General features: G+C 69.0%; 21 protein-coding genes and 1 pseudogene. 10 read left to right on the top strand and 12 right to left on the bottom strand.

The window, feature by feature from the left end:
• Positions 1-70 precede the first annotated feature (70 nt).
• Positions 71-2,221: an acyl-CoA dehydrogenase family protein gene (locus AC1C2T_RS00260; protein ID WP_495383812.1), complete on the top strand. Its 2,151-nt coding sequence runs from the start codon at positions 71-73 to the stop codon at positions 2,219-2,221.
• A gap of 291 nt (positions 2,222-2,512) precedes the next feature.
• On the opposite strand, the gene AC1C2T_RS00255 is transcribed toward AC1C2T_RS00260, so the two are convergent.
• Both AC1C2T_RS00255 and AC1C2T_RS00250 read right to left on the bottom strand, forming a co-directional pair.
• Entirely contained in the window at positions 2,513-3,352 is an 840-nt protein-coding gene (locus AC1C2T_RS00255) for an ABC transporter permease (protein ID WP_495383811.1), read from the bottom strand.
• Positions 3,349-4,386 (bottom strand): ATP-binding cassette domain-containing protein, encoded by a 1,038-nt coding sequence (locus AC1C2T_RS00250; protein ID WP_495383810.1) that lies wholly within the window; start codon positions 4,384-4,386, stop codon positions 3,349-3,351. The genes AC1C2T_RS00255 and AC1C2T_RS00250 overlap by 4 nt, the downstream gene beginning before the upstream one ends.
• An 84-nt stretch (positions 4,387-4,470) precedes the next feature.
• Here AC1C2T_RS00250 and AC1C2T_RS00245 point away from each other — a divergent pair, with 84 nt between their 5' ends.
• Entirely contained in the window at positions 4,471-5,244 is a 774-nt protein-coding gene (locus tag AC1C2T_RS00245) for a TetR/AcrR family transcriptional regulator (RefSeq protein ID WP_495383809.1), read from the top strand.
• Positions 5,245-5,251: 7 nt separating this feature from the next.
• Here the strand turns inward: AC1C2T_RS00245 and AC1C2T_RS00240 are convergent, their stop codons facing one another.
• Both AC1C2T_RS00240 and AC1C2T_RS00235 read right to left on the bottom strand, forming a co-directional pair.
• The gene (locus tag AC1C2T_RS00240; protein ID WP_495383808.1) at positions 5,252-5,425 is read right to left on the bottom strand and encodes an HPP family protein; all 174 of its coding nucleotides are present in this window, start codon (positions 5,423-5,425) and stop codon (positions 5,252-5,254) included.
• 141 nt (positions 5,426-5,566) lie between these two features.
• On the bottom strand, positions 5,567-6,580 hold the full coding sequence (locus tag AC1C2T_RS00235; protein ID WP_495383807.1) for a malate dehydrogenase: 1,014 nt from the start codon (positions 6,578-6,580) through the stop codon (positions 5,567-5,569).
• A gap of 176 nt (positions 6,581-6,756) precedes the next feature.
• On the opposite strand from AC1C2T_RS00235, the gene AC1C2T_RS00230 reads away from it, so the two are divergent.
• The 3 genes and pseudogenes from AC1C2T_RS00230 to AC1C2T_RS00220 all read left to right on the top strand — a co-directional run bounded on the left by AC1C2T_RS00230 (position 6,757) and on the right by AC1C2T_RS00220 (position 9,414).
• A complete protein-coding gene (locus tag AC1C2T_RS00230; protein WP_495383806.1) occupies positions 6,757-7,359 on the top strand; it encodes a hypothetical protein in 603 nt (200 codons plus the stop codon).
• 61 nt (positions 7,360-7,420) lie between these two features.
• Positions 7,421-8,371 (top strand): annotated as a pseudogene (pip, locus tag AC1C2T_RS00225) (prolyl aminopeptidase); the annotation flags it as partial.
• 287 nt (positions 8,372-8,658) lie between these two features.
• On the top strand, positions 8,659-9,414 hold the full coding sequence (locus AC1C2T_RS00220; protein WP_495383805.1) for an alpha/beta hydrolase: 756 nt from the start codon (positions 8,659-8,661) through the stop codon (positions 9,412-9,414).
• A 305-nt stretch (positions 9,415-9,719) separates the two neighbouring features.
• On the opposite strand, the gene AC1C2T_RS00215 is transcribed toward AC1C2T_RS00220, so the two are convergent.
• From AC1C2T_RS00215 to AC1C2T_RS00195, 5 genes are all read right to left on the bottom strand, one after another.
• Positions 9,720-10,673, bottom strand: a complete 954-nt coding sequence (locus tag AC1C2T_RS00215; protein WP_495383804.1) for a glycosyltransferase family 2 protein — start codon at positions 10,671-10,673, stop codon at positions 9,720-9,722.
• Positions 10,670-12,019: a phenylacetate--CoA ligase family protein gene (locus AC1C2T_RS00210; RefSeq protein WP_495383803.1), complete on the bottom strand. Its 1,350-nt coding sequence runs from the start codon at positions 12,017-12,019 to the stop codon at positions 10,670-10,672. Before AC1C2T_RS00210 ends, AC1C2T_RS00215 begins: the two co-directional genes overlap by 4 nt.
• On the bottom strand, positions 12,016-13,119 hold the full coding sequence (locus AC1C2T_RS00205) for a glycosyltransferase family protein (protein WP_495383802.1): 1,104 nt from the start codon (positions 13,117-13,119) through the stop codon (positions 12,016-12,018). Before AC1C2T_RS00205 ends, AC1C2T_RS00210 begins: the two co-directional genes overlap by 4 nt.
• A 105-nt stretch (positions 13,120-13,224) precedes the next feature.
• Complete coding sequence (locus AC1C2T_RS00200; RefSeq protein WP_495383801.1) at positions 13,225-13,944, bottom strand: acyltransferase; 720 nt, start codon at positions 13,942-13,944, stop codon at positions 13,225-13,227.
• Between the two features lie 4 nt (positions 13,945-13,948).
• The gene (locus tag AC1C2T_RS00195; protein ID WP_495383800.1) at positions 13,949-14,695 is read right to left on the bottom strand and encodes a CDP-alcohol phosphatidyltransferase family protein; all 747 of its coding nucleotides are present in this window, start codon (positions 14,693-14,695) and stop codon (positions 13,949-13,951) included.
• A 122-nt stretch (positions 14,696-14,817) separates the two neighbouring features.
• Here AC1C2T_RS00195 and AC1C2T_RS00190 point away from each other — a divergent pair, with 122 nt between their 5' ends.
• The 4 genes from AC1C2T_RS00190 (at position 14,818) to AC1C2T_RS00175 (ending at position 20,789) form a co-directional block, all read left to right on the top strand.
• Positions 14,818-15,786: a glycosyltransferase family 2 protein gene (locus AC1C2T_RS00190; protein ID WP_495383799.1), complete on the top strand. Its 969-nt coding sequence runs from the start codon at positions 14,818-14,820 to the stop codon at positions 15,784-15,786.
• The gene (locus AC1C2T_RS00185; protein ID WP_495383798.1) at positions 15,783-16,424 is read left to right on the top strand and encodes a hypothetical protein; all 642 of its coding nucleotides are present in this window, start codon (positions 15,783-15,785) and stop codon (positions 16,422-16,424) included. The genes AC1C2T_RS00190 and AC1C2T_RS00185 overlap by 4 nt, the downstream gene beginning before the upstream one ends.
• Before the next feature lie 160 nt (positions 16,425-16,584).
• A complete protein-coding gene (locus AC1C2T_RS00180; RefSeq protein WP_495383797.1) occupies positions 16,585-20,112 on the top strand; it encodes a PKD domain-containing protein in 3,528 nt (1,175 codons plus the stop codon).
• An 80-nt stretch (positions 20,113-20,192) separates the two neighbouring features.
• Positions 20,193-20,789 (top strand): acyltransferase, encoded by a 597-nt coding sequence (locus AC1C2T_RS00175; protein ID WP_495363317.1) that lies wholly within the window; start codon positions 20,193-20,195, stop codon positions 20,787-20,789.
• Here the strand turns inward: AC1C2T_RS00175 and AC1C2T_RS00170 are convergent.
• Entirely contained in the window at positions 20,786-22,030 is a 1,245-nt protein-coding gene (locus AC1C2T_RS00170; RefSeq protein WP_495383796.1) for a hypothetical protein, read from the bottom strand. The genes AC1C2T_RS00175 and AC1C2T_RS00170 overlap by 4 nt on opposite strands.
• A gap of 116 nt (positions 22,031-22,146) precedes the next feature.
• Here AC1C2T_RS00170 and AC1C2T_RS00165 point away from each other — a divergent pair, with 116 nt between their 5' ends.
• Positions 22,147-23,286 (top strand): glycosyltransferase, encoded by a 1,140-nt coding sequence (locus AC1C2T_RS00165; RefSeq protein ID WP_495383795.1) that lies wholly within the window; start codon positions 22,147-22,149, stop codon positions 23,284-23,286.
• On the opposite strand, the gene AC1C2T_RS00160 is transcribed toward AC1C2T_RS00165, so the two are convergent.
• Together AC1C2T_RS00160 and AC1C2T_RS00155 are read right to left on the bottom strand one after the other, a co-directional pair.
• The gene (locus AC1C2T_RS00160; protein ID WP_495383794.1) at positions 23,267-24,616 is read right to left on the bottom strand and encodes a lipopolysaccharide biosynthesis protein; all 1,350 of its coding nucleotides are present in this window, start codon (positions 24,614-24,616) and stop codon (positions 23,267-23,269) included. The genes AC1C2T_RS00165 and AC1C2T_RS00160 overlap by 20 nt on opposite strands.
• A gap of 15 nt (positions 24,617-24,631) precedes the next feature.
• The gene (locus tag AC1C2T_RS00155) at positions 24,632-26,059 is read right to left on the bottom strand and encodes a tyrosine-protein kinase domain-containing protein (RefSeq protein ID WP_495363312.1); all 1,428 of its coding nucleotides are present in this window, start codon (positions 26,057-26,059) and stop codon (positions 24,632-24,634) included.
• Between the last annotated feature and the right edge of the window lie 10 nt (positions 26,060-26,069).

Genomic DNA, 26,069 nt, shown 5'->3' with positions numbered 1-26,069 from the left:
TCCCCGCCACGTCGCCCCGTCCTACCTTGGAATGAAGCCCAGACCGCACACGAAGGACGAGACACCGACGATGGTTGACACGGCACCCCGCACGACTTCGAAGCAGCAGCAGCAGCAGACGACGACGCCTGAGCGATCGGCCGACACGGCGCCGCCGACGTCGGCGCGCTCCGCGGCATCTGCACCGTCGCAGAAAGCGGCCGACGGCGTGGCGGCCCAGTCGAAGATCGACGTCGCCACGCTCGGCCGGCAACTGCTCGGCACCTGGCCCGACATCCGCCTCGAGGCGCGAGAGCGCGCCGCGCGCCCCGGCCTGCAGCGCATCGAGGGCCAGCCGATGGCCGAGCATCGCGAGCGCGTGCTGCAGCAAATGAAGATCCTGGTCGAAACGCAAGCCGTGCACCGCGCGTTCCCGACGTCGCTCGGCGGTCACGACGACCACGGCGGCAACATCGCCGCCTTCGAAGAGCTCGTCATCGCCGACCCGAGCCTGCAGATCAAGGCGGGCGTGCAGTGGGGCCTCTTCGGTGCGGCCGTGCTGCACCTCGGCACCGAGTACCACCACGAGACGTTCCTGCCCGACATCATGTCGCTCAAGGTGCCGGGCGCGTTCGCGATGACCGAGACCGGGCACGGTTCGGATGTCGCGGCGATCGGCACGACCGCGACGTACGACGAGGCCAAGCAGCAGTTCGTCATCAACACCCCGTTCCGCGGCGCCTGGAAGGACTACCTCGGCAACGCAGCGGTGCACGGCACCGCGGCAGTCGTGTTCGCGCAGCTCGTCACGAAGGGCGTGAACCACGGCGTGCACGCGTTCTACCTGCCGCTGCGGAACGCGAAAGGCGGGTTCCTCAAGGGAATCGGCGGTGAAGACGACGGCCTGAAGGGCGGGCTCAACGGCATCGACAACGGCCGCCTGCACTTCACGAACGTGCGCGTGCCGCGCGCGAACCTGCTCAACCGCTACGGCTCGGTCGCCGAAGACGGAACGTACTCGAGTCCGATCGCGAGCTCGGGCCGCCGCTTCTTCACGATGCTCGGCACGCTCGTGCAGGGCCGAGTCTCGCTCGACGGCGCGGCGACGACCGCTGCCGCGATGGCCCTCACGATCGCGATCACCTACGGCAACCAGCGTCGCCAGTTCAACGCGGCGAGCGACACCGACGAAGAGGTGCTGCTCGACTACCAGCGTCACCAGCGTCGCCTGCTGCCGAAGCTCGCGACGACGTACGCGCAGATCTTCGCTCACGACGAGTTCCTCGTCAAGTTCGATTCGGTCTTCTCTGGAGCGGCCGACACCGACGACGACCGCCAAGACCTCGAGACGATCGCGGCCGCGCTCAAGCCTCTGTCGACGTGGCACGCGCTCGAGACCTTGCAGGAGGCCCGTGAGGCATCCGGTGGTGCAGGATTCCTCGCCGAGAACCGCATGGTGGGCCTGCGTCAAGACCTCGATGTCTATGCGACCTTCGAGGGCGACAACAACGTGCTGCTGCAGCTCGTGGCCAAGCGCCTGCTGACGGACTTCTCGAAGCAGTTCGCGAATGCCGACGCCGGTGCGATGGCACGATATGTCGTGCAGCAGACCGCCGACCGGGCCTATCACGGCACGGGCCTGCGCAGCCTCGCGCAGACCATCGCCGACTTCGGCTCGACGGCGCGCTCGGTCTCAGAGCTCCGCGACGAGCGGACGCAGCGCGAGCTGCTCACCGACCGGGTCGAAGCCATGATCGCCGAGATCGCCGGGCGACTGCGCGACGCGCGGAAACTGCCGAAGGCCGACGCGGCCGCGGCGTTCAACCGCAACCAGAACGAGCTCATCGAGGCTGCTCGCGCCCACGGCGAGCTCTTGCAGTGGGAGGCGTTCACCCGCGCCCTCGCGAAGACGACCGATCCCGGCACCAAGCAGGTGCTCACCTGGGTGCGCGATCTCTTCGGCCTCGGACTCGTCGAGAAGCACCTCGCGTGGTACCTGATCAACGGCCGGCTCTCGCCGAAGCGCGCGCAGGCGGTTGCGGCGTACATCGACCGGCTCGTCGAGCGCCTGCGCCCCCACGCGCAAGATCTCGTCGATGCGTTCGGCTACCAGCCCGAGCACCTGCGCGCGAAGATCGCGTCGGGCGCCGAGCAGGAGCGTCAAGACGAGGCGCGTGCGTACTACGCCGCGCAGCGCGCTGCCGGCACCCTCCCGGTACCCGAGAAGTCGAAGAAGAGGTAGCACCCTCCTCTCCGTCATCCTTTCGCCCCGCGGGTGCGTTGCAGCTCTCCGCGGTTGCGTTGCATCGCCCCGTGGGTGCGTTTGCTCGCCGCGGGTGCGCTGCATCTCCCCGCGGATGTCTTGCTCCTCGCGATGCTGCTCCGTTCGGATCCCCGGATTGTAGGACGAAGGCCGGTTTGTAGGACGCGAATGCAGTCCAGCGTCCTACAAACCGGCCTATGTCCTACTTTCGCGTGTCCTACTTTCGCGCACGTCGGCGCCCGCTCACGACCTGCGCGGCAGCGAGAGTGGTCAGCGCCGCAGGCGCCGGTAAGCGCCCGCCGCGAGCGGCAGGAACATCGCGGTGATCACGAGCGGCCAGACGGATGCCGCGAGCACGGCGTTCTCCGCGAACCATCCGCTCGTTGTGCCCGTGGGGTTGCCGAACAGTTCGCGCGTCGCGGTCGCGGTCGCCGAGACCGGGTTCCACTCGGCGACGGCGCCGAGCCAGCCGGGCATCGTCTCGGCCGAGACGAACACGGTCGAGAGGAATCCGATCGGCCAGACCAGTACTTGCACCACGGTCGTCGCGCCGGCGCTCCTGAACCGCAGGCCGAGGAAGACGCCGAGCCACAGCAGCGAGAAGCGGAGCCACAGCAGCAGCGCGATGCCGAGCGCGATCTCGCCCGGGCCGGTGGTCGGGCGCCAGCCGATGAGCATGCCGCCGAGCATGAGTACACCGAGGCTCAGGGCTGAGGAGGCCAGGTCGGCGATCGCGCGACCGAGGGCGACGGAAGCGCTCGCGATCGGCAGCGAACGGAATCGATCGGTGATGCCGCGCTTCGCGTCTTCCGCCATCGCGGTCATCGTCGATTCGAGCCCGAACAGCATCGTGAGCGCGAACATGCCGGGCAGCAGGAACGCGATGTAGTCGCCGCCGCCCGGCAGCTCGATCGCGCCGCCGAAGAGGAACCCGAACATCAGGATGAGCATGATGTTGAAGGCGAGTCCGAAGACGATGCCCCAGGGTTCTCGTACCCAGTGCAGCATGTCGCGTCCGGCGATCAGCCAGCCTTCGCGGGCGGCGTTCGGGCGGCGGTCCCGAATGACGGATGCGTCGGCGATGGCGGTGGGTGGGGTGACGGCGGTCATCGTGCCTCCTCGGTGCTTTGTGCCGGGTCTCGATACGGCTCTGGCGGGCCTACTCGGCCAGCGAATGGTGGCGTGGCCTGGCCCGGCCCCGTGAGGTGCAGGAAGACCTCGTCGAGGGTGGGTCGGCGAAGGGAGAGGTCGTCGACGGTGAGGGCGGCGGCGTCGAGAGTGCGCACGATCGGGGCGAGCGCCTTCTGGCCGTCGGCGACCTCGACCGTGACGGTTCGGGTGTCGGTGTCGACGGATGCCTCGACCCCCACGGTTCGCCCGATGAGTTCGGCCGCTTCGTCGAGCCGAGTGGCTTCAGCGATCACGACGGCGACCCGGTCGCCGCCGAGCCTGCGCTTGAGCTCACCGGGCGTGCCTTCGGCGACGACCTTGCCGTGATCCATCACCGAGATGCGATCGGCGAGCTGGTCGGCCTCGTCGAGGTACTGCGTGGTCAGCAGCACGGTCGTGCCGGCGGCCGCGATCTCGCGTACGGCCTGCCAGACGGTGGCCCGACCGCGCGGGTCGAGTCCGGTGGTCGGCTCGTCGAGGAAGAGGATCGCAGGAGTCAGCACGAGGCTCGCCGCGATGTCGAGCCGGCGCCGCATGCCGCCGGAGAATCCGGAGACGGTGCGGGACGCGGCATCCGTCAGCTCGAAGGAACCGAGGAGATCATCGGCGCGACTCCGTGCGCGGGCCTTCGAGAGCCCGCTCAGACGTGCGAAGAGCACGAGGTTCTGGTGGGCGGTGAGTGCCTCGTCGACCGCGTGGAACTGGCCGACGAGGCCGATGCGCTCGCGAACGCGGGCGGGGTGGCGACGCACGTCGATGCCGTCGATCTCGGCGGTGCCGGCGTCGAGATCGGTCAGCGTGGTCAGGCAGCGCACGGCGGTGGTCTTGCCGGCGCCGTTGGGGCCGAGGAGTCCGTGCACCTGGCCGCGGGCGATCTCGAGGTCGAAGCCGTCGAGTGCGTGCTCGCCGCCGTAGCGCTTGCGGAGGCCGACCGCTCGAAGGGCAGTGGATTCAGTGGTTCTGGGCGGAGTCATGAGTGTCATCGCATCCTTCAACGTACGCCGTACGGACTTGTTTCTTGCATACCGTACACCATACGAAGAATGTAGGCTAGCGCCATGTCGACCGAATCCACCGGGCGCGGCGAACCCGACCGCACGCTGCGGCTGCTCTGGCGTGCGCGGCTCGGCGAACCGCTCGGCTCCCGCGGGCCCAAACAGCGTTCCAGCGTCGACGAGGTGGTCGAGGCAGCGATCCAGATCGCCGACGAAGAGGGCATCGACGCGCTCTCCATGCGCCGCATCGCCGATCGCCTGGGCCTCAAGCCGATGTCGGTCTACACCTACGTGCCCGGCAAGGCCGAGCTCATCGACCTCATGGTCGACCAGGTCGCCGGCGAGGTGCTGCTGCCCGCACTCGAGGGCAGCCTGCGCGAGCGGCTCACCGAGATCGCACGACTGCAGTGGGGCGAGTACCTGCGGCATCCGTGGCTGCTCGCGATCGATACGAGCAGGCCGCCACTCGGCCCGAACGTCTCCGACCACTGGGAGTGGTGCCTCGGCGCGATCGACGGGCTCGGCCTCGCCGACCTCGACATGGACCGCGTCATCACGCTGCTGCTCGGGTTCGTCGGCGGGCCAGCACGGGCCTACCTCGATGCCGAACGGCTGCGGCGATCGAGTGCCGAGTCCGACCTCGAGTGGTGGGAGCGCAACGCGCCGCTGCTCGAACAGATCATGGACGGCGAGCGCTACCCGATCTCAGGTCGAGTGGGCCAGGCGGCCGGCGAGGCCTACGAGGCGCCCGCCGATCCGCTCGGAGCGTTCGAATTCGGGCTCGCCCGCGTGATCGACGGCATCGAAGGGTACGTGGCATCGGTGCGCGCCGCCTGAGAGCCGGTCACTGCTCGGACGGCGGCTTCATCAGTGCACCGGCAGCGAGCCCCACCACGACTCCGGCAGCCGACCAGAGCCAGAACCCCGTCCACAGGCTGATGCCGACCCCGACGATCGCGCCGACGATGAGCCCGACGATGAGTTGATTGCGACGTGCGGGAGTCATCCGTAGTGCCATGCACCAAGCCTACGTGCGCACGCGGGTCGACCAGAGCGGCACACGTTGGTCGGGTAGGGGGCGAAGCGAGCGTATCGAGACCGGTCGCGAGGTCTCGACACGGCGCTGGCGGCCTACTCGAACGACGAGGTCGCGAGAAGGTCAGATGAGGCCGAGCGAGCGCACCGCCTCGCGCTCCTCCTCGAGTTCGGCGACGGATGCCGCGATGCGGTGCCGTGCGAACGCGTCGACCTCGAGGCCCTGCACGATGCGCCAAACCCCATCGACCGACTCCACCGGGAACGAGGAGACGAGCCCCTCTGGCACGTCGTAGGACCCGTCGGAGACGACCGCGGCGCTCGTCCACCCGGCCGGAGTACCCGCGACCCAGTCGCGCACATGATCGATCGTGGCGCTCGCCGCAGACCCGACCGACGACGAACCGCGCACCTCGATGATCTCGGCGCCGCGCTTCGCGACCCGGGGGATGAACTCGTCGACGAGCCATTCCCTCGCCGCGTCGACGCCTCCCAGACGGGCGGCGAGCAGAGCCGGCACCGAATCGCCCGCCGCCGTCGCGTGCGCGATGTCGGGGAACTGCGTCGCCGAGTGGTTCCCCCAGATGGTGACGCCGCGGATGTCGCCGACGGGGGTGTCGACCGCCGCCGCGAGCTGGCCCAGCGCACGATTGTGGTCGAGACGGGTGAGCGCGGTGAAACGCGCGGCCGGGACATCCGGAGCATGCGCTGCTGCAATGAGCGCATTGGTGTTCGCCGGATTGCCGACCACGACGACGCGGATGTCGTCGGCGGCTCCGGCGTTGATCGCTTCGCCCTGCGGGCCGAAGATGCCGCCGTTCGCCGCGAGCAGGTCGCCGCGTTCCATACCCGCGGCACGTGGGCGCGCGCCGACGAGAAGCGCGACATTCGAACCGGCGAACGCCGCCCGCGCATCGTCGTAGACCTCGACGTGCGACAGCAGCGGGAAGGCGGAATCCTGCAGCTCGAGCGCGGCACCCTCGGCGGCACGCACCCCCTGGGGAATCTCGAGCAGGTTCAGCCGAACGGATGTCTCGGGGCCGAACAGCGCTCCCGATGCGATGCGGAACAACAGGGCGTATCCGATCTGTCCGCCTGCGCCGGTGAGCGTGACGGTGATCGGCTTCTCAGCAGCCATGCTTCGAGCCTATCCGCGCACGTGCGCTCCCACGTCCACGTGGCGGCACGGATGGGTGCTCCGCACCCCGACGATCCCCGAAGTGGGGGATGAGGCGAGCATCGGGCGCGGGTAGCGTGGCGCGCACGAGGGGTCCCTGCGCCCTGCACGCCGCGGATCGGGGGAATGGGCCGTTCATGCGCGCACGCGAGGAGTCGATCGAACCGGGCGCCGGAAGCCCGTGGGGGCTGGTCGTGCTCGGTGCCGTGATCGGGCTCGCTTGGGCCGCGAGCTTCCGCGGCCTCATGTCGGTGCTCGCCGGCGTCGCGTCGACCGTCGAGTGGTCGGGCACATTCATCCAGATCCTGGCGCCCGCGGCGATCGTCGGCGGCCTGTTCGGCTGGGCCGAGTACCTGCGCCGTTACAACATGCCGCGATGGCGGCGCTGGTTCGCCCTGTCACCCCTCCTCTTCGGGCTCGCCGCATTGACCGGGGTCACTACGTGGGCCGACCTCGGTATGGCCGTCGTCACGGCGATCACCGTCACGCTCATCGGCGTCACGGGCGGATACGCCCTGTCGGGGATCGGGCCGGTTTGGGCGAGGATCCTCACCGGTCTGGTCGCCGCTGCGCCGGTCGTCGTCTTCGCCGTCGTCGTACCCGATGCGGTAGGCCCGGCCTTCGGGCTGGCACGCCCGCGCGGCGTCTGGGCGACGGTGTACTTCGCCGGGCTGCTCGTCGTCTTCTGCCTCGGCAACTCGATCCCGTTCCGGCGCGCGCCCCGCGCCGTCGAGCCGTGAGCCGGTGCCCGATGCGGCGCGGCATCAGCCGGAGCCATCCACTGATCGATACCGTGGCGCCATGAGAGAGATGTATCCGGAGATCGAGCCGCTGGAGACCGGCATGCTCGACGTGGGGGACGGCCAGCACATCTACTGGGAGGTGTCCGGCAACCGGCGGGGGAAGCCGGTCGTGTTCCTGCACGGGGGGCCGGGGGCCGGAACGACGCCCCAGCATCGCCGTCTCTTCGACCCCGATCGCTACCGGATCGTGCTCTTCGACCAGCGTGGTTGCGGACTGTCGATCCCGCACGCGAGCGAACCGGAGGCGAAGCTTTCGGCGAACACGACCTGGCACCTGGTCGCCGACATGGAGCGCTTGCGGGGCCACCTCAGCATCGACCGCTGGCAGGTCTTCGGCGGCTCATGGGGGAGCGCACTCGGACTCGCCTACGCTCAGACCCACCCGGAGCGGGTGACCGAACTGGTGCTGCGCGGCATCTTCACCCTGCGGCGGCAGGAGCTCGACTGGTTCTACGAGGGCGGCGCCTCGGCGGTGTTCCCCGACCTGTGGGAGGACTTCATCGCGCCGGTTCCGGCGCTCGAACGGGGTCACCTCATCGAGGCGTACGCGCGGCTGCTCACCGACCCGAACCCCGAAGTGCACGAGCCCGCCGCCATTGCCTGGGCGCGGTGGGAATCCTCGACGATCACGCTGCTGCCGCAAGCCGCGAACATCGCCCGGTTCACCGCGCCCGAGTACGCGACGGCGTTCGCGCGCATCGAGAATCACTACTTCCGGCACGGCGGGTGGTGGGAGGAAGGGCAACTGATTCGGGATGCCTCGCGGCTCCGCGACATTCCGGCGGTCATCATCCAGGGGCGCTACGACATGTGCACACCCGCGATGACCGCGTGGGACCTGCACCGGGCGTGGCCCGAAGCGGAGCTCACGATCGTCGACGACGCGGGGCATGCCTTCGACGAGCCCGGCATCCTCGACGCGCTGATCACGGCGACCGACCGGTTCGCCGGCGGAGACGAGGGCTTCGGGCCGGCGTTTGCCGATGACAAGCGCGATGCGGAGGTGGTCGACGACCTCGCCGAGGATGACGACGAGCCCGACGATGACGACGACGACGATGAAGGTCTCGATGACGATGACGATGACGATGATGACGACGATGACGATGACGACGATGACGACCTCGACGACGACGGCAAGCGGGGCGCGGAGTAGCGTCGGATCATGACGTTCATTCCCGACGGCGACATCAGCGCAGGCGCGTGCGACACCTTCGCGGTCGGTGCGGCGAAGCTGTGATCGCTCGCCGGTTCGGACGCATCGCACTGGGCGTGCTCGCAGTGCTCGTGCTCGCCGGCGTGATCTTCGCCGCCTGGGCGCACACGGTCATGGCCGGGGAACGCCCTCGTGCGCTCGAGGCCTGGCGCGATTCCGAGATCACGATCCGGCAGACGGATCGCTCGTTCGTGATCGAGCCGGCGGAGGGCGGTTCCGACGTCGGGCTCGTGTTCATTCCGGGAGCTCGAGTCGATCCCGCAGCGTACCTCTGGAAGCTCGGCGGGATCGTGGCGGAATCGGGAGCGACGGTCGTCGTCACGGAACCGACCCTGAACCTCGCGTTCTTCGACACCCGTCCGTTGGAGGAGTTCACCGCCGACGTGCCCGGAATCGAGCGATGGTACGTCGGCGGCCATTCGCTCGGCGGTGTTCGCGCGTGCCAGATGGCGGCTGAGTCATCGGATGCCTCGGGGCCGGAGGTTGCAGGCATCGTCCTGTTCGGCAGCTACTGCGCGAACGACCTGTCGGATTCGGGCCTGCGCGCCCTGTCGCTCGTCGCGGAGTTCGATGGGCTGAGCACTCCCGAGAAGGTCGCTGCCGCGTCGCCACTGCTCCCAGCCGACGCTGTCACCGTCGTGCTCGACGGCGCGAATCACGCGGCGTTCGGGGACTACGGCGTGCAACCGGGTGACGGTACGGCGACGGCCGACGACGAGGCCATTCGAGAGCGAATCGCCGCAGCCGTCTCGGAGTTCCTGCAACCCGCGTCATGATCGGGCCCGCTCTGCGTCTCTCAGATGACGGGCGAAGCATCGGTGCGAGCCCGCAGTCAGATGGGAACCCGACCATGCGACGAAACGACACAACTCCTCATCGCGAATTCATCCGAGCGATCGGCATCGACGAGGTGGTTGCCTGGCCCTGCACCTGCGCGCGAGGCGGCGACCACTGGTACCGCGAAGCGAAGCGTCCGGCCGAGCTCGCCGGGGTGATCTCCGAGAGCCCGGCCACGGCAGACGGACATCGGAGACCGAGCGTGCCTGCGGGACATCCGCTTACGAAGGGCTGACGCGCCGGCTCACTCGCCGGTGTGCAACACCTCGAGTGGGCGCACGTACTCTTCGTGGCGGTGGCCGAAGGACGCCCTCACCATTCCCCAGCCCTTGTAGCTGGTGCGCAACCCGCGCGCATCAGCTGTGAGGTCGCCGGTCACCCGGCCGAGCAGGTGACGGCACATGCCGTAGACCATTCTCGCCGTGCCGCTGAACGCGCCGCGCACTCGAACGAGCGCGCGCGCGCCCGCCCCGGACTGCAGCCTGAGCGCGACCTGCACCGCCGAGTTGCCGCCGTTGAACGCTCGGCGCATCGCCCAGCGTCGGGTCACCCGATCGGCAGGGACGACGTCTTCGGTCTCCGACTCGTTGCACCAGAGGATGCGGCCGCCGGCCCGCCGGAGCTCCCGGGAGAACAGCGTGTCCTCGCCGCCGGCGAGCCCGAGTGATTCGTCGAAGCTGAGCCCCATCTCGCGCACCTGATCGAGGTCGAGCAGCAGGTTCCCGGTGGCGGCCACGTCGATCTCGATGCCGGTGGTGCGCGGTCGGCGGCGGAACACGCCGGTGGCGAGCACCCACTCGTCGGCGTCCTCGTCGAACAGCGAGATGACCCGCCCCATCACGGCCGCGGGCCGGCTCGGCTGCCAGACCCGCACGAGCTCGCGCAGCCAGCCTTCGCGCGGGCGCTCGTCATCGTCGATGAAGGCGAGCAGTCGGGCGTGACCCGACTCCGTCAACGCGCGATTGCGAACCGCCGCAATGCCGGGCTCCGGCTCGACGACGTATCGCAGGGGGAGCTCGCCATGCGCCTCGACGACGGATCGGGCACTTCCGTGCGGATCGTTGTCGACCACGAGCACCTCGACATCGACGAGATCGGCAGCCTCCGCGAGACGCGCCGGCAGCGCATCGAGCAGTTCGTCGAGTTTCGCGGGTCTGCGATAGCTCGGAATGCCGACCACGAGCCTGATGCGATTCACGCCGGATCGACCTCCGCGGTCGTCGTGGCAGCCGCCACCTCGCTTCGGATGAACCGCATCTTGCCGCCCACCTGCGGGATGGATGTGACGCGTTCGACGGTCACGGGCACCAGCCCGCGGGTTGCGACGCGCAAGAGATCCTCTGCACGGCGGATGCCGGCGTCGGCGTCTGCGCCTGGGATGCAGCGGAGTGTGACCGAGTAGTCGGCCGCCTGGACGATCTCGAACTGTCGCACCGACAGCGGCGCTTCATCGAAGATGTGGCCGAGTGCTCCGGCGATCGTCGTGCCGTCGGGCAGGCGCACGGCGTCCGAGCGACGCCCCGAGATCGCGCCGAGGCGCGGGTGGGCGCGACCGCATGCGCAACGGCCGGAGCGGAGGCTGCTGATGTCGCCGAGTCGATAGCGGATGATCGGGAACACACGGTTCGTGAGGTCGCTGACGATCACGTCGCCCTCGACGTCGGCGGGCGCAGGGCGTTCGTGCTCGTCGAGTACCTCGACCCGCCGCACGTCGGAGAAGACGTGAAGTCCCTCGTGCTCGGCGCATTCGCCGGCGATCCACGGCACCTCGGCCGATCGGTAGTGATCGTGGCACGGGGCGCCGAGCGTCGACTCGATCTCGGCACGGACTCCGGGGGTGAGCGGGGCCGCAGTGACCGCGATCGCCGTCGGCGGTGCGAAGCGAAGACCGAGTCGGTCGAGGCGCCTGGCCATGTCGAGCACTCCGCCGCCGTAGCCGAGCAGGAACGGCGGCCGCAACCGGTTCCACTTGCGCACGAACTCCGTGACCGACTCGTCGGTGATGCGGAACGCGTCGAGTTGGATCCGTCGCGAGGGCAGCCATTGCAGATCGTGGCGGAAGCCGGCCGCGCCCGTGAGCATGTGACGGGTGATGATGCCGCGATCGTCCCACGGCTCGACTCCCCACCAGTCGAAGAGCCGCCACTCGAGCGCGCGGGCCGGGAATCGCTCGTCGCGGAGGATGTGGAGCGGAAGCCCGGTGCTGCCACCGGTCTTCGAGACGGCGGAGGTCTGCGCCGTCGCTTCGTCGGTGCGGATGGTGTCGAAGTGATCCCTGAGCATCGACTTGTCGATGAAGGGCAGTGCGGTGAAGGCCTCTGGGTCGCGGAGGTCGTCGAGGGTGAGTCCGGCCGAGGCATAGAGCTCGCGGTAGAACGGGCTGTGCTCCATCGCGAAGCGCGCGTGCGCGATCGAGCGCTCGGCGTTGAGGCGCTCGATTTCTTCGGCGGGCTCGCGGTCGTGGCGACGGAATTCCCGGAGCACTTCGGCGCTCGAACGGCCGACTGTGTTGAGCTTCATCTCGAACGCCAGGCGCTTGATCACGCGGTACTCCCTGCCACCGTGAGCGACGAGCCTCTCTTCGCCGCCACGGCGGCACGATACGCGCGCAGATGGGCGGCTCCCGCCTCGTCCCAGTTCCTGCGGGAGAGGTCGGGTCGGCGTGAGGGGTCGCGCGTCGATGTGGCGCGCACGGCACCGAGTAGCGCCGCGGCATCCAGTGTGCCGTCGTACATGATGATCCAACCCTCGCCGACCTCTTCGGCGAGCGCCTCGTTGACCTCGTTGCGCGGCACGAGCACCGGGCGGTCGAGCGAGAGCGCCGCGAGCACGCTCCCCGAATTGTGCATGAACCGGTAGGCGAGCACGATCAGCTGCGAGCCGGTCACGAGCTCGACCAGATCGGCATCTTCGACGAATCCCAGCTGCAGCTCGACGTCGGGCAGCTCGGCGGCTCGAGCCCGGAGCTGATCGGCGAGCTCGACGCTCGACGGCCGGCCGCCGATGCGAACGCTGAGCGAAGGATCGTCGATCACCGCCCCGGCGTAGGCGTCGAGCAGCGCATCGACGCTCTTGTACCTGCGGATACCGCCGAAGCTGCCGACCCGGCCGCGCACCGTCTCGCTCGGTGCGTACTTCGCGTACCAATCGCGGTAGTGCCCGTGCGGGATCATCGTCGAGGGCGTGCCGTCAGGCGTCGACGTCACCGTGTTGATGGTGATGCGATAGTCGGTGCCGCGGTCGACCGCGCGCAGAATGGCACGGCTGAGCGCGTGCACGTCGGGCAGTTCGACGTTGTGCACCGTGCGCACGACGGCGATGCGAGAGAAGCGATGACGCAGCACGAGTGCGATCGTGAGGAGGCGCTTGCCGGCGGACTTCCACCACGTCGTGCCGTGCAGCTTGCCCTCGGGCCAATGCCAGTGGAACACGTCGTACCGACCGAAGAGCGCCTCCGACCAGTCGAAGCGCCGGTGGCGCAGGCCCGGTGTCGCACTGAGCGCTTCGTCGAGCATCGTGATGTACGGATTCGTCGTATGCCGGGGCGGCCCGAACGACTGCATGACGGTCAGTTCGCCCTCGCGCGTGCGCGCGACGGACGGCAGCTCGGCTTCCGCGGCATGGCCGTGGAGGTGGTTCGACATGGACTTCCCTCACGAGTGTGTGAGCCATCCTAGCCAGACCGGCACCCCGCGCGGCGGGTCTGCGTGGCCCGCATTCGCGGGGGTTTCGTCGGTGCCGGAGGTCGTTCAGCCGTCGTCCCGACGGGCGGTCGGGACCGCCTCGTCTGGCCGTTGCGAGGTCGCCCCCCGGGCACGGACCACCTTCGCAGGAGAGCCCGCTGCAACGGAGAACGGCGGAATGTCGCGGGTGACGACGCTGCCGGCTCCGATGACCGATCCACGGCCGATCGTGACGCCCGCCGTGACGATCGTGTTGGAGCCGATCCAGCAGTCGTCCTCGATGCGGATGAAGCTGCGCACGACGCCCTGTTCCTTGATCGGGCGGCCGGCATCGTCGAATGCGTGATTCTCGGCGTGGAGCTGCACACCCGGTCCGAGCATCACGTCGTCGCCGATCGTGATGAGGCCGGAGCATCCGACGAAGCACCCCGTCGCGAAGCTCGATCGGTCGCCGACCACGAGCCCCTCGCCCACCGGCCCGCCGTAGTAGCTCGAGGGCCTGATGGCGGTGCGTGCCCCGATCGAGACCTGATCTCCGAAGGTGAGCCCCTGCAACGCGAGCCCCTGCACCTCGGCGCCGTCTTCGATGACGAGGCGTCCGGTGTGGCTGACTCCGCGGAGGGCGGTCAGCCGGGTGCGCCGCCCGATGAACAGCAGGCCGTTCGAGCGAGCGAAGAGCAGCTTGCGCGTGAGCCCGCGCAAGAACATCCCGCCCCCGCGGCGCAGCGCAGCGGCATCCGCCGAGCGCTGCCGCGAGGCCGATTCGAAGCCGCTGAACCTCGCCACAGGGTCACCCGACCAGGTTCTCGAAACGGCGCAGGCGGCGATACCAGCGCAGTGCCGACGCCACCAGCAGACCCGCGTTGATCAGGGTCAGCGCGGTGTAGATCGTCACGAAGACGGGTGGCGCCCAGAGAGTCAGGAACACGATGCAGAGCAGCCCGTAGTCGGCGGGTGCCACCGCGAGCGAGTAGACGAACGATGTGCGCGTCGCGGCGGGATGCGCTGCCGCCTCGTTCTCAGGATGCTGCAGGTGGTGCACGCGCCGGAGGATGTCGACGCTCGTCACCCCGAAGAAGAAACCGCTCGCCGCGACGCCGAACACGATCGGAACGAGCAACCACCACACGTCGAGGTCGTAGAAGCGGAACCAGCAGATGAGCACCGCCGAGTGCAGAGTCGCCGCCTTCAGCGCGTCGAAGAAATGATCGAGCCACTCGCCCGAGAGGGTGCCACCGCCGCGCAGACGCGCGAGCTGGCCGTCGGCCGAATCGAGCGCGTAGCCGAGCACCAGGAGCACCGTGACGAGCAGCGACGACCAGATCGTCGGATCGAACAGCGCGATGGCGAGGATGCCGAGTCCGGTGCAGAGCCCGCTGATTGCCGTGACATGGGTCGGCGTCATGCCGAGCACGAACGCGAGCGCCGCCAGCGGACGGCCGAGTGGCCGGTTGACATAGCGCGAATACGCCGGCGCACCGCGTGAGGACTTCTGGGCGTCACGCAACCGGGTCATCGCAGCGTGTAGCTCCGACATCCTGCCTCCCTCCCCGCAGTTCGCCCATCATAGCGACGGCGGCGAGCGCCGGGTCGTACCGGCGTGGCCCCTATACTGGCGCCGTCGGGCGGCAGGCGCTCGCGGTGATTGGGGGGACACTGATGCCCGGTTCCCTCACGATCGTCGTCGTGAACTACGGTTCCTCGGACTTGCTGGCCTCGAACCTCGTCTCCGTCCACGAGGAGATTCCGGGCGCGCGGGTGATCGTCGTCGACAACCCGACGACCGACGACGAACGCGCGCATGCCCGTGAGCTCGCCGCCGAGCACGGATGGTCGTTGCTCGCGCCGCGTGTGAACCTCGGCTTCGGCGGCGGGGTCAACGCGGCCGCCGAGACGGCCTTCGCCGACGGCGCGCACGAGCTGCTCGTGCTGAATCCCGATGCGCGCATCGACGCGGCATCCGTCGATGCGCTCGTGGCAGCGGTCGCCGATGACCGCATGACGCTCGTCTCACCGGTGGTGCTCGACGACAGCGGACGCACCTGGTTCTCAGGTCTCGACCTCGCGCTCGGCGACGGCGTGATCCGCTCGCCGCGACGACGGGCTGAGCATCCCGCCGATGAGTTCGTCGAGTGGCTGAGCGGGGCATGCCTGCTCATCACCCGCGAGGTGTGGGCCGCGAGCGGGGGCTTCGACGACGACTACTTCCTCTACTGGGAGGACGTCGACTTCTCCCGACGGGTCACGGATGCCGGAGGCCGGGTGGCGGTCGTGCGCAGCGCGACCGCCGTGCACGACGAGGGAGCCACGCATCGCACCGCGAACCAGCGGGTCGAGGCGAAGTCGGAGATCTACTACTACTACAACATCCGCAACCGCATGCTGTACGCGGCACGTCACCTCGGCCCCGACGGCATCAGGCGCTGGTCGCGCTCGTCGCGGTCCGCAGCGAAAGCCGTGCTGTTGCGCGGAGGGCGCCGCCAGTTCCTGCGGCCGATCCCGCCGCTGCGAGCCGCGATCCGGGCGCTCCGCGACGGGCGCCGCATCGGCCGTGCAGCGCTCGCCGGGCGTTCGATCGTCGCGGGGCAGTACACTCCCTCCACCACCTCCCGGAAGGCAGCCCCATGAGCGAGACCGAGTCGACTCCGAAGCGCACGCGCTGGATCATCGTGATCTCGGCCGCGGTGATCGCCGTGCTCGTGATCGCCGGCATCGTCTGGGCGGTTGCCGCCGGCGGCAACGGCGACGGTGCGACCCCGACGTCCACCGAGAGTGCGAGCGTGCCATCACCGTCGCCCGGCACCAGTGGCGGCGCGACCCCGGGTGCGACCGCGGAACCGGCGCCGGGCAACGATTCCCCGGTGCCGCCCGAACTCGCACCGGTCGCACCCGACGAGCAAGCGGTCGGCGACGACGGCGTGCGCGTGCGCATCGATCGCATCGAGTCGGTCGAGGGCGAGGCGTTCTCGGCCGGTGAGATCGCCGGCCCGGCAATTCGGGTCACCATCACGATCGAGAACGACACCGACAAACCGCTCGACCTCGGCCTCACCTCGGTCAACGCCTTTGTCGGTGCCGACCGGGCGCCGGCCGGCACCGTGACCGAGCCCGGCGGTGTCCGCTTCGCCGGTGTCCTGGCACCGGGCGAGAGCGGCACCGGCGTCAGCATCTTCACGATCGCCGAGGCCGATCGCGACGACGTCACGATCACGGTCGACTACTCGGCCGAAGTGTCGACAGTCGTATTCCAGGGCTCGGTGCGCTGAACCGAGGCCGTTCCGCCTGCGCGGCACGGTGCCAAGAACCCCTCGATATGGGGGATGACGCCGCGACCTCTCCGATCTAGCCTGTGACCGAGTGAGTTCAACCCGAGGCACTCGCTACCCCGCGCCCCCTGCCTTGGATACCCGACGCGAGGAGCGGCTCGTGACCATCACACAGCCTGAGCAGTCCGAAACCCGACGCACGCGGCCTCGACGACGCCTTTCGGCGGCGGTCGCCGCCGGCGTGCTCGCCGGCCTGCTCGGAACGGCGCTCTTCGCGCCCGCCGCGATCGCCGATACGGCGCCGCCCGCAGGTACGGACCCTGAGACGGTCAGTGCCGACCCGTTGCCCACGGTCCAGATCGACGGCGTCGTCTGGACACAGGCAGCGAGCGCCACCACCGTCTATGCCGGCGGTCAGTTCACGAAGGCCCGTCCGGCAGGCGCGACCGCCGGCACCAACGAGACGGGCCGTGCGAACCTGCTGTCGTACAACATCGAGACCGGGGTGCTGGACTCGAGCTGGAACCCGAGCCCGAACGGGCGGGTGCTCGGTACCGCACTGTCGCCCGACGGCACGCGACTCTACGTCTCCGGCGCGTTCACCTCGATCGCCGGGGAGGCACGTTACCGGCTCGCCGCCTTCGACACCGCCACCGGTGCGCTCATCTCGAACTGGAGGCCGGGCACCAACTCGCTCGTCTACGACATCGTCGCGACCAATACAGCGGTGTACTTCGTCGGCGAGTTCACGAACGTGAACAACACCGCGCGTACGTATGCAGCAGCGGTCAGTGCCTCCACGGGAGCGCTGCTTCCGTTCAACCCCGTGCTCGCGGGCGGATACGGCGCTCGCGCGGTCGTGGCCTCACCCGACGGAGCGAAGGTCGTCGTCGGCGGTTCGTTCACGTCGACGAACGGCTCCACGAACCCGGGTCGCGGTATGGCTGCGCTCGACTCCACGACGGGCGGGTCACTGCCATGGGCCATCAACAGCGTCATTCGCAACGGCGGGGCGAACGCAGCCATCTACTCGCTCGCCTCTGATGGCGACAGCGTCTACGGCAGCGGCTACGATTTCGGCGGGTCCAAGACCCAAGACGACTTCGAAGGCTCCTTCCGGGCGAACTGGTCCGACGGTTCGATGGCCTGGATGGAGGACTGCCACGGTGACACGTATTCCGTGTTCCCCATGGGTGATGTCGTGTACAAGACCGGACACACCCACTACTGCGGCAACATCGGCGAGTTCCCGCAGCTCGATCCGTGGTACCTGAACCACTCGCTCGCATTCGCGAAGGAGCCGTCCGACCGCACCATCACCCCCGACATCTGGGGTTACCGCAGCTTCACGGGCAACCCCGCCGGCAAACTCCTCCACTGGTACCCGACGTGGTTCACCGGATCGGCGACCGGCATCGGCCAAGCAGGCTGGGACGTCACCGGCAATGGGAAGTACGTGCTGTACGGCGGTGAGTTCACGGCCATCAACGGCATGCGTCAGCAGGGTCTCGTGCGGTTCGCGAAGCAGAACGTCGCACCCAACAACATCGGCCCGACGATTCAGGGTGGCCTCTGGGAGATCAACGCGAGTTCGTTCCGTGCCGGCGCGGCGAGGATCAACTGGCAGGCGAACCACGACGCCGACAATGCCGTGCTGAAGTACGAGGTCTTCCGGCAGGGCGTCACTGCGCCGCTGTACACCACCGAGGCCTCTTCGACGTACTGGGTCCGCCCGCTCATGAGCTTCAACGACACGGGTGTCACGGCGGGCCAGACGTACCAGTACCGCGTGCGCGCCACGGATCCGTCCGGCAACTCCACCCAGTCGGACTGGACCGCCGTCACGGTGGCGTCGACGGGGACCAGCACCCCGTACGACGACGCAGTGCTCGACGACGCGCCGAGCACCTACTGGCCGATGAACGAGCCGAGCGGCACTCGCGGCTTCGACTGGGCGACCGGGAACGACGTGACGACTTCCGGATCCGTCACGCGCGGTCAGTCGGGCCCCATCGCGGGCAGTACATCGACCCGTTTCTCGGGCTCGAACAGCTTCGCGGCGACACAGATCCGTGAGACCGGGCCGAACGAGTTCTCAGTCGAGGCGTGGTTCCGAACCACGAGCAACTCGGGCGGGAAGATCATCGGGTTCGGTGACCGCAACACCGGGAACTCGTCGAGCTACGATCGCCACATCTATCTCAGCGGCAACGGCCGGGTCAGCTTCGGCGTGTATCCGGGCGGGGTGCGCACGGTGCAGAGCGGCACGGGCTTCAACGATGGCGACTGGCATCACGTGGTCGGCACCCTGAGTTCGGCGGGTCAGGAGCTGTACGTCGATGGCGAGCGGGTCGGCGTACGCACCGACACCACATCGGCGGAGGCCTACAGCGGCTACTGGCGCATCGGGGGTGACAACGTGGACTCCTGGCCGAACATCGGCAACCGGTACCTCAACGGTTGGATCTCCAACGTCGCGGTGTACCCGACGCCGCTGACGGCGGGCCAGGTCGACGACCACTACCTCGTCGCCAACGGCGGCACGATCAACAACTCGCCGACGGCGACCTTCACCGCGACGCCGACGAACCTCTCGGTCGCCCTCGACGCCTCCGCTTCCGCCGACACCGACGGCACCCTCGTCGGCTACGCATGGGACTTCGGTGACGGCGCAACCGGAACGGGCCAGACCACGTCTCACGACTACGCCGCAGCCGGCACCTACACGGTGAAGCTCACGGTCACCGACGACGATGGCGCAACCGCGACGAAGACCGCGAGCGTCGTCGTCTCGGCACCGGTTCCGAACGCGCCACCTGTGGCCTCCTTCGTGCACTCGGCGAACGGACTCGCGGTCACCGTCGACGGGAGCGGGTCCACCGACTCCGATGGCACCGTGACGGCGTGGAGTTGGGACTTCGACGGCGACGGCACGGCGACCGGTGCGACGGCGTCGCACGAGTTCGACGCGGCCGGCACCTATGACGTCACGCTCACGGTCACGGATGACGACGGAGCCACGCATTCCGCGACTGTGCCGGTCACGGTGGAGGATGCCCCGCCAGTCACCGTGCTCGCAGCCGACGCCTTCACGCGCACCGTCGCTGGCGGCTGGGGCACTGCCGACACCGGCGGCGCATGGACCGCCCTCGGCGGAGCCGCGAGCTTCTCCGTCGCCGACGGCAAGGGCGTCGTCTCCCTGGCTCCGTCCCACACTCGCGAGGGCCGGCTCAACGGGGTCTCGGGCACGAATGCGGTCGTCGATGTGCAGTTCTCATCGGATGTCGCATCGCAGGGCGGCACGGCGAGCGTCACGATCATCGGCCGGCAGGTCGGTGCAGCGGTCTACTCCGCCCGCGTGCGGCTCGAGCCGAACGGCGTGATCCGCCTGTACATCCTGCGGGACGAGACGGTGCTCGGCGGCAACAGCTTCGTTCCCGCCGCCGGGTACACCCCGGGTCAGGTGCTGAACGTGCGGGTGCAGGTGAGTGGCACGAGCCCGACGACGGTGGCGGGCAAGGTCTGGGCCGTCGGCTCGCCCGAGCCGGGCTGGCAGCTCCAGGCGACCGACTCGACTGCCGCTCTGCAGGCGGCCGGTGTGGTCGGCATTCGAATGGCCCTGAGCTCCGTCTCGACGGTGCCGACGACCAAGCTGAGTTTCGACAACTACCGGGTGGCCCAGGGCTAGTCGGCCACGACTGGTGCCGGCGCCGGTGACGGCGTCGGCACCGACCAGCGGTGGCTGCGACATGAGAGGAGAGGCCGAAGATGCGGATCCGATCGATCATCCGTCACCTGCCGTCGTTGCTCAACGCCGCGCTTCAAGGACAGCCGGGTGCGCGTGTCGCACCCTCAGCGAGGCTCGGCGGCGCCGGACGAATCGTGATCGGGCGCGGAGCGGTCATCGGCTCCGGCGTGCGGGTCTGGGTCGGTCCGGGCGCAATGCTCAGCATCGGCCCGGGTGTGCGAATCGGGGATCGTTGCATCCTGAACGTCGAGATGGGCGTCGAGATCGGCGCCCGCACCGAGATCTCGTGGGACGTGCAGCTCCTCGACACCGACTTTCACCGGATCGTCGATGAGTCGGGTACCGTTCGGCCGCACACGGCGCCGATCACGATCGGCGAGCACGTGCTGGTCGGTGCTCGATCGACTGTGCTGAAGGGGGTCACCATCGGTGCGGGTGCCGTGGTGGGCGCGGCATCCGTCGTCGTCAAGGACGTCGAAGCCGGTGCGATCGTCGCAGGCAATCCGGCACGCCGTGTCGAAACCGCGTTGGCGTGGGGTTCGCGCCTCGGCCCGGGCCCGTTCGACGCGGCGCCCGACGCAGCACGGACGACCGTCGCCGACCGCCCCGACGACTAAGTCGACAACGCCCTCGAATGACGCTCCATCGACCATGCCCTCTCGTTCGGTGGGCGAATCGACGGAACCGCCGCGAGCGCCAGCAACAATGCCATCGTGCGATACGAGCTGAGGAACGGGCTGAAGAAGGTGTCCCACAGCGTGAGCACCGTGAGCAGCACGAGCACAGCGCTCGCGGTGCGCAGCGATACGCGGCTCGCGACCGACACGACCGCGTAGACGCAGATGAAGAGCGCGACGGCCGCGCCGAGCGGGCCGAAGCGCAACCAGAGGTCGCCGATGACCGAGTGCACCTCGAACCGGCCGCCGAACATGAACGTCTCGACGTAGCCGTTGTTCGGGTCGTAGTTCAACTCGCTCATGCCCGACTTGGCGAGCCACACGTCGGTCGACGTCGGCAGCGAACCGGCGCCGTACCCCCATGGCTGGTGCATGAGCAACGCGAACGTCGCGCCCATCTCCGGCCGCCCGCCCGTGATCAGCGACCCCGTCGCGTCGATCTGCATCTGGCTGCGCTGCTGGCTCGCCGAGCCCAACACGCCGTCGAGCAGCAGTGCCTGGATGAGGTTGAATATCGCGAGGCCCAGCACGCCGACGCCCAGGATCACGGGCAGTGGGCGGGCACGGATGCCCGCTCGAGGGGTGCTGAGCTGCCAGATCGCGACCACAGCCGCCAAGAGGAGGAACGCGGTGAACGATCGCGAGTCGTTCAGGCCCGAGACCGCAGCGAGCACGACCAGTGCGATGAGCTCCGTGAGCCGGCCGCCGAAGTGCTCGGCGAGCGCGAGCACGAGCAGTGCGATGGGAATCGAGAGCGAGTACTTCCAGAGGTTCACCGGGTTGCCGCCGGTCAGCACGAGGTTCGCGAATCCGCCGACTGCGAAGGCGACGACGGTCCAGGTGCTGCCCACGCATTCGCGCGCCCACAGCAGGGTGCCGATCGCGCCGAGCATCGCAAGGAAGGTCGAGACCTCGATGACGAGCAGGGGGACGCTGAACGTGCGGATCGGATCGAACACGCTCGTCGCCACGCCCCAGACCGTCGCTGCCGCGCCGAGCATCATGAACGCCCGCATCCCTCGGTATCGAGCGAGCGATCCGAGCCAGACCGGTGCGAACACGATCGCGACGATCAGGCAGACGCTGACGCCGACGGCGATCTGGTATCGCACCGCCACCCCGGCCGCGGCCAGGAGTGGGATCACGGTCGGTGTCACGACACTGGTCAGGCGGGCATTCATGACGCACCGACCGTTCGGCGTGCTGCCCCGGCGGGAACCCTAGGATGAGCGCATGCGGCATCGTCGGCACCCGTCTCGGCCGTTCCGAGGCGCGCGCGAGTCGGCGGGGGGCACGGATGCCGCGTCGCCCCGCTGATCGCGCGAAAATCGCGATTCTCCTGGCGTACGAGCAGGACGCCGTCGCATGGGCGGAGCGCTTCGCGCGGGGCGAGACGCTCGATCGCACGCCCTACGGCTACGACCGGGCGGCGTCGCGGTACGAGTTGACCTGGTCGGCGTCGTCGCCCGAGTCCCGGGTGGCCCGTGGCATCCGTGCGAGGGTGTCGCGCATGCTGGGATTCGATCTGGTGCACGCCTGGCGCAATCGCCGGATGCTCTTCGCCGCCGATGCCATCTGGACGCACAGTGAGCGCGAGCACCTGGCCGTCGCGTTCCTGCAACGTTTCCGCCCTCGCCGCCGCCTGGTGCCGGTGCTCGCGCAGTCGGTCTGGCTGTGGGACGAGTGGGAACGGCACGGCCGGCTTCGTCGTGCATTCGTGGCCTGGCTGCTCCGACGGCATCCGGTCGAGGCGGTGCACAGCCGTGTGAACCTCGCCGATGCCCTGACGGTCTCGGGTCGTCCCGCGATCCTGCTGCCGTTCGGTACCGCGCTCGCGGTGCGCGAGACCGACATCGCCGCGAGCCCCGACGGTCTCGTGCCCGACGGTCTTGTGCTCGCCGTCGGCAACGACCGGCATCGCGACTGGGGGACCCTCGCCCGCGCCGCCCGGGAGCTCCCCGAGGTCGGATTCCGCGTGGCGTCGAGCGCGCGCGCGGCCCGCCAGGTCGCCTGGCCGCCGAACGTCACCGTCGCGCCTACGACGTCGAGGTCCGAACTCGCGGGGCTCTATTCCACGGCTGCCGCGATCGTCGTTCCCGTGAAGCCGAACCGGCACGCTTCGGGTGCGACGAGCCTCATCGAGGCGATGGCGAGCGGGCGTCCGCTCGTCGTCACCCGTACCGGTGGGCTCGACGATTACGCGGGCGCGAACGCCCGCTTCGTGGGGGCGGGCGATGACCGCGAACTGGCTCGTGCGCTGCGTGCTGCGCTCGCCGGCGAGGTGGACCCGGCCGACCCCGCCTCGCCTGACGATCGAGGGCTGACTCAGGAGGACTACGTCGCGCGCTACATGCTCGTCACGGAATGGCTTCTCGGGCGATCGCCGCTGGCGCCCGAGGTCTCGGAGTTCGTGAGCGTCAGACCGGTGTCGTCGTAGCATCCTGCTCGGCGGCATCCGTCGCCGCCCCTCCCTTCTGGCCCATCAGGCGCTCGCGATTGCGGGCGATGTAGATCGTGAACGGCACCACTTGGCACACGAGGAGTGCGATCGCGTTCGCCATCGGCGGGCCCGCAGCGCCGAATGCGGGCGCCAGCGCGATGCCGAGCGCGAGACTCGATCCCGCCATCGCGAGCGTCGGGATGACCTGGAAACGGATGCCGGGCTTGTCCATGATGAACATGCCGAGCGGATACACGGCCGCGATGAGCGTGATCATCGCACCGAAGGCGAGGATCGTGGTTCCGGCCACGGTGAGCTCGCCATCGGTGATGAACCCGAACAACCACGGGCCCGCGAGCCAGATGAGGGCGGTCGCGGCGATGATCGCGACCGCGAAGACCGCCGAGAGAGCGAAGGGGCCGCGGCGCAGCTGCCCGGTGTGCCGCCGATTCGCATACAACGGCCAGAGGGCGACCCCGGCCGCCATGACGAGGCCATTGAGCGCGAAGAAGACCTGGCCGGTCACGCCGTACTCCGCGACCTCGGCGGGCGTGCCCCACTGGGCGAGCACGTAGCGCTGGGTCGAGGCGGCGATCGGGAACGAGATCAATTGGGCGAGCATCGGCCAGCCCACGTCCATGACGTGCACACCCGGGTGCCGGCGCGGGTGCAGCACGTAGCTCGAGGCACGTTGCACCAGGGGGCTCGTGAGCCGTGCGGTGACCGAGAGACCGATGACACTGACGATGAAGGATGCCCCGAAGGAGGCGACCGCCAGGAACGACGCCGCACTCGGGTCGTCGATCTGCAGGATGAGCCAGACGCCGAGCAGAGCCAGCGGTGAGAGCATGCCCTGCAGCAGGATCACGATGTGATTCCGTCGCAAGCCCAGCATGATGCGCACCCAGATGCCGACCGGAACGCCCAGGCAGAAGATCGAGAGGCAGACGAACGCGGCGAGCCCGGCTGCCGGCTGGTCGCCCGAGTCGCCGAGCAACGCGACCCATCCGCCGGTGAAGAGCATCGCAGTGTTGACGACCATCGTGACCACCGCGAAGCCGATGAGGATGCGGCCGACCGTCGTCAGCTGCACGAGCACGTCGTCGTCGGTGCGAGCGTCGTCGCTCGTCGCGATGCTGTTGACGATGACCGCGCCGCTGCCGAGATCGGTGAAGGCCAGCAGTGAGGGGATCGTCGCGAGCAGGGTGAAGAGGGCGTAGTTCTCTATACCGGCGTCGCCCATGATCAGCCGCGTCGTGAGCACGCCGCAGACGAGCGACACGCACATCGTGAGCGCTTTGGCTGCCAGGGCGAACAGGGAGTTCATCGGATGCCTCGCGGCTCACGCGTCCGAGGCGACCGGCAGCTCTGCCGCGTCGACAGCCTGCTCTGCGGCTCGCCCGTTGCGAGCCTTCCGCGCGCGGCGGCGGCGTGGCTCGGGTGCGTAGTACGGGCTCTTCGCGATCGACTTGACGTCGTTCATCACGATGCCGAGCACGGGCTTGCGAGTGCTCCGCAGCGCCGCCAGAGCCCGCCGCAGCTCCTCGCGACGGGTACGGTTGGCGCGCACCACGAAGAGCATTCCGTCGCTGATGGGCGCGAGCCAGAGCGCGTCGCTCACCGACAGCACGGGTGCCGTGTCGAGCAGGACGTAGTCGTACTCCTTCCGCGCCTCGTCGACGACGGTGCGGAGTTGCCCGCTCGCCAGGAGCTGGCCGGGGTTCGGCGGCAACGCCCCGCTCGTGAGCACATCGAGCCGCGAATGGCCCCACTGCTGCACGGCTTCGGCGAGGGTCGCCTCACCGATGATCACGGTCGTCAGGCCCACACCGCCCTCGAGGCCGGTATAGCCGGCAACACTCGCGCGACGAAGATCGGCCTCCACGAACAGCACGCGATGCCCGACTTCGGCGAGCGTGAGCGCGAGACCGAGGGCGACCGAGGTCTTGCCTTCGGATGAGGAGCCGGAGGTGATGAGCACGACGCGATGATCGCGATCGACATCCACGAACTTGAAGCCCGCCGTCACCTGACGCAGGGATTCCGCCACCCGTCCATCGGGGGCGGCTCGCAGGGAGGCGGCGACGGTGCGACCGTCGGTCGACGTTGCGACGTCGCCGATCACCGGTGCATCCGTGATGTCGCCGACGTCGGCGGCGGTCGCGATCCGCGTGCCGAACCGGCGGCGGACGAGCGCGTAGGCGACCCCGACGGCGGCACCGGCCACGAGGCCGAGCATGACGTTGAGCCTCGTGTTCGGCGAGACGGGCACCGTCGGAAGCCGTGCGGGGGCGATCGTCTCGACCCGCACCGCCGGGCGCTCGTCGGCGCCTTGGGGAGAGAGCTCGGCGACCGCTGCCGCGAGCTGGCGTGCAGTCGAATTCGCGGTCGCCTGGGCACCTTCGGGCGAGGCATCCGTCGCGCTGATGTCGATGACGACCGTGTTCAACGGGGCTTCGGCGCGCACGCGGCGCGCGAGCCGGTTCGATGTCTCATCGAGATCGAGCTCCTCGATGACCGCGTCGAGCACGACCGGCGAGGTCGCGAGCAACGAGTAGGTCTGCACGAGGTTCTGCACGTAGTTCGAGCCCTGAACGAGCTCATTCGTGTTGTCTCCGCGAACCGGGATCACCATGACGGAGGCCTCGGCCCGATACTCGTCGGGGAGCAACTGCGAGTACCCGTAGGCGGCGCCCGCGCCGAGCACCGTCAGTATCGTGATGGCAAGCCAGTGCTTCCTCAATGCCGTGAGATAGTCATGTAGGGTCATGGTCCGCTCT

The sequence above is a fragment of the Agromyces sp. Y558 genome, assembly GCF_059445415.1.
Note: the sequence above shows the minus strand (reverse complement) of the source record. Positions and strands in the feature narration are given on the sequence as shown.

Bases quoted from the DNA above. Each gene is read 5' to 3' on its own strand.
- AC1C2T_RS00260 (WP_495383812.1), top strand. From the start codon at position 71: ATGGTTGACACGGCACCCCGCACGACTTCGAAGCAGCAGCAGCAGCAG.
- AC1C2T_RS00255 (WP_495383811.1), bottom strand. From the start codon at position 3,352: ATGACCGCCGTCACCCCACCCACCGCCATCGCCGACGCATCCGTCATT.
- AC1C2T_RS00250 (WP_495383810.1), bottom strand. From the start codon at position 4,386: ATGACTCCGCCCAGAACCACTGAATCCACTGCCCTTCGAGCGGTCGGC.
- AC1C2T_RS00245 (WP_495383809.1), top strand. From the start codon at position 4,471: ATGTCGACCGAATCCACCGGGCGCGGCGAACCCGACCGCACGCTGCGG.
- AC1C2T_RS00240 (WP_495383808.1), bottom strand. From the start codon at position 5,425: ATGGCACTACGGATGACTCCCGCACGTCGCAATCAACTCATCGTCGGG.
- AC1C2T_RS00235 (WP_495383807.1), bottom strand. From the start codon at position 6,580: ATGGCTGCTGAGAAGCCGATCACCGTCACGCTCACCGGCGCAGGCGGA.
- AC1C2T_RS00230 (WP_495383806.1), top strand. From the start codon at position 6,757: ATGCGCGCACGCGAGGAGTCGATCGAACCGGGCGCCGGAAGCCCGTGG.
- AC1C2T_RS00205 (WP_495383802.1), bottom strand. From the start codon at position 13,119: ATGTCGAACCACCTCCACGGCCATGCCGCGGAAGCCGAGCTGCCGTCC.
- AC1C2T_RS00195 (WP_495383800.1), bottom strand. From the start codon at position 14,695: ATGTCGGAGCTACACGCTGCGATGACCCGGTTGCGTGACGCCCAGAAG.
- AC1C2T_RS00190 (WP_495383799.1), top strand. From the start codon at position 14,818: ATGCCCGGTTCCCTCACGATCGTCGTCGTGAACTACGGTTCCTCGGAC.
- AC1C2T_RS00185 (WP_495383798.1), top strand. From the start codon at position 15,783: ATGAGCGAGACCGAGTCGACTCCGAAGCGCACGCGCTGGATCATCGTG.
- AC1C2T_RS00175 (WP_495363317.1), top strand. From the start codon at position 20,193: ATGCGGATCCGATCGATCATCCGTCACCTGCCGTCGTTGCTCAACGCC.
- AC1C2T_RS00170 (WP_495383796.1), bottom strand. From the start codon at position 22,030: ATGAATGCCCGCCTGACCAGTGTCGTGACACCGACCGTGATCCCACTC.
- AC1C2T_RS00165 (WP_495383795.1), top strand. From the start codon at position 22,147: ATGCCGCGTCGCCCCGCTGATCGCGCGAAAATCGCGATTCTCCTGGCG.
- AC1C2T_RS00160 (WP_495383794.1), bottom strand. From the start codon at position 24,616: ATGAACTCCCTGTTCGCCCTGGCAGCCAAAGCGCTCACGATGTGCGTG.
- AC1C2T_RS00155 (WP_495363312.1), bottom strand. From the start codon at position 26,059: ATGACCCTACATGACTATCTCACGGCATTGAGGAAGCACTGGCTTGCC.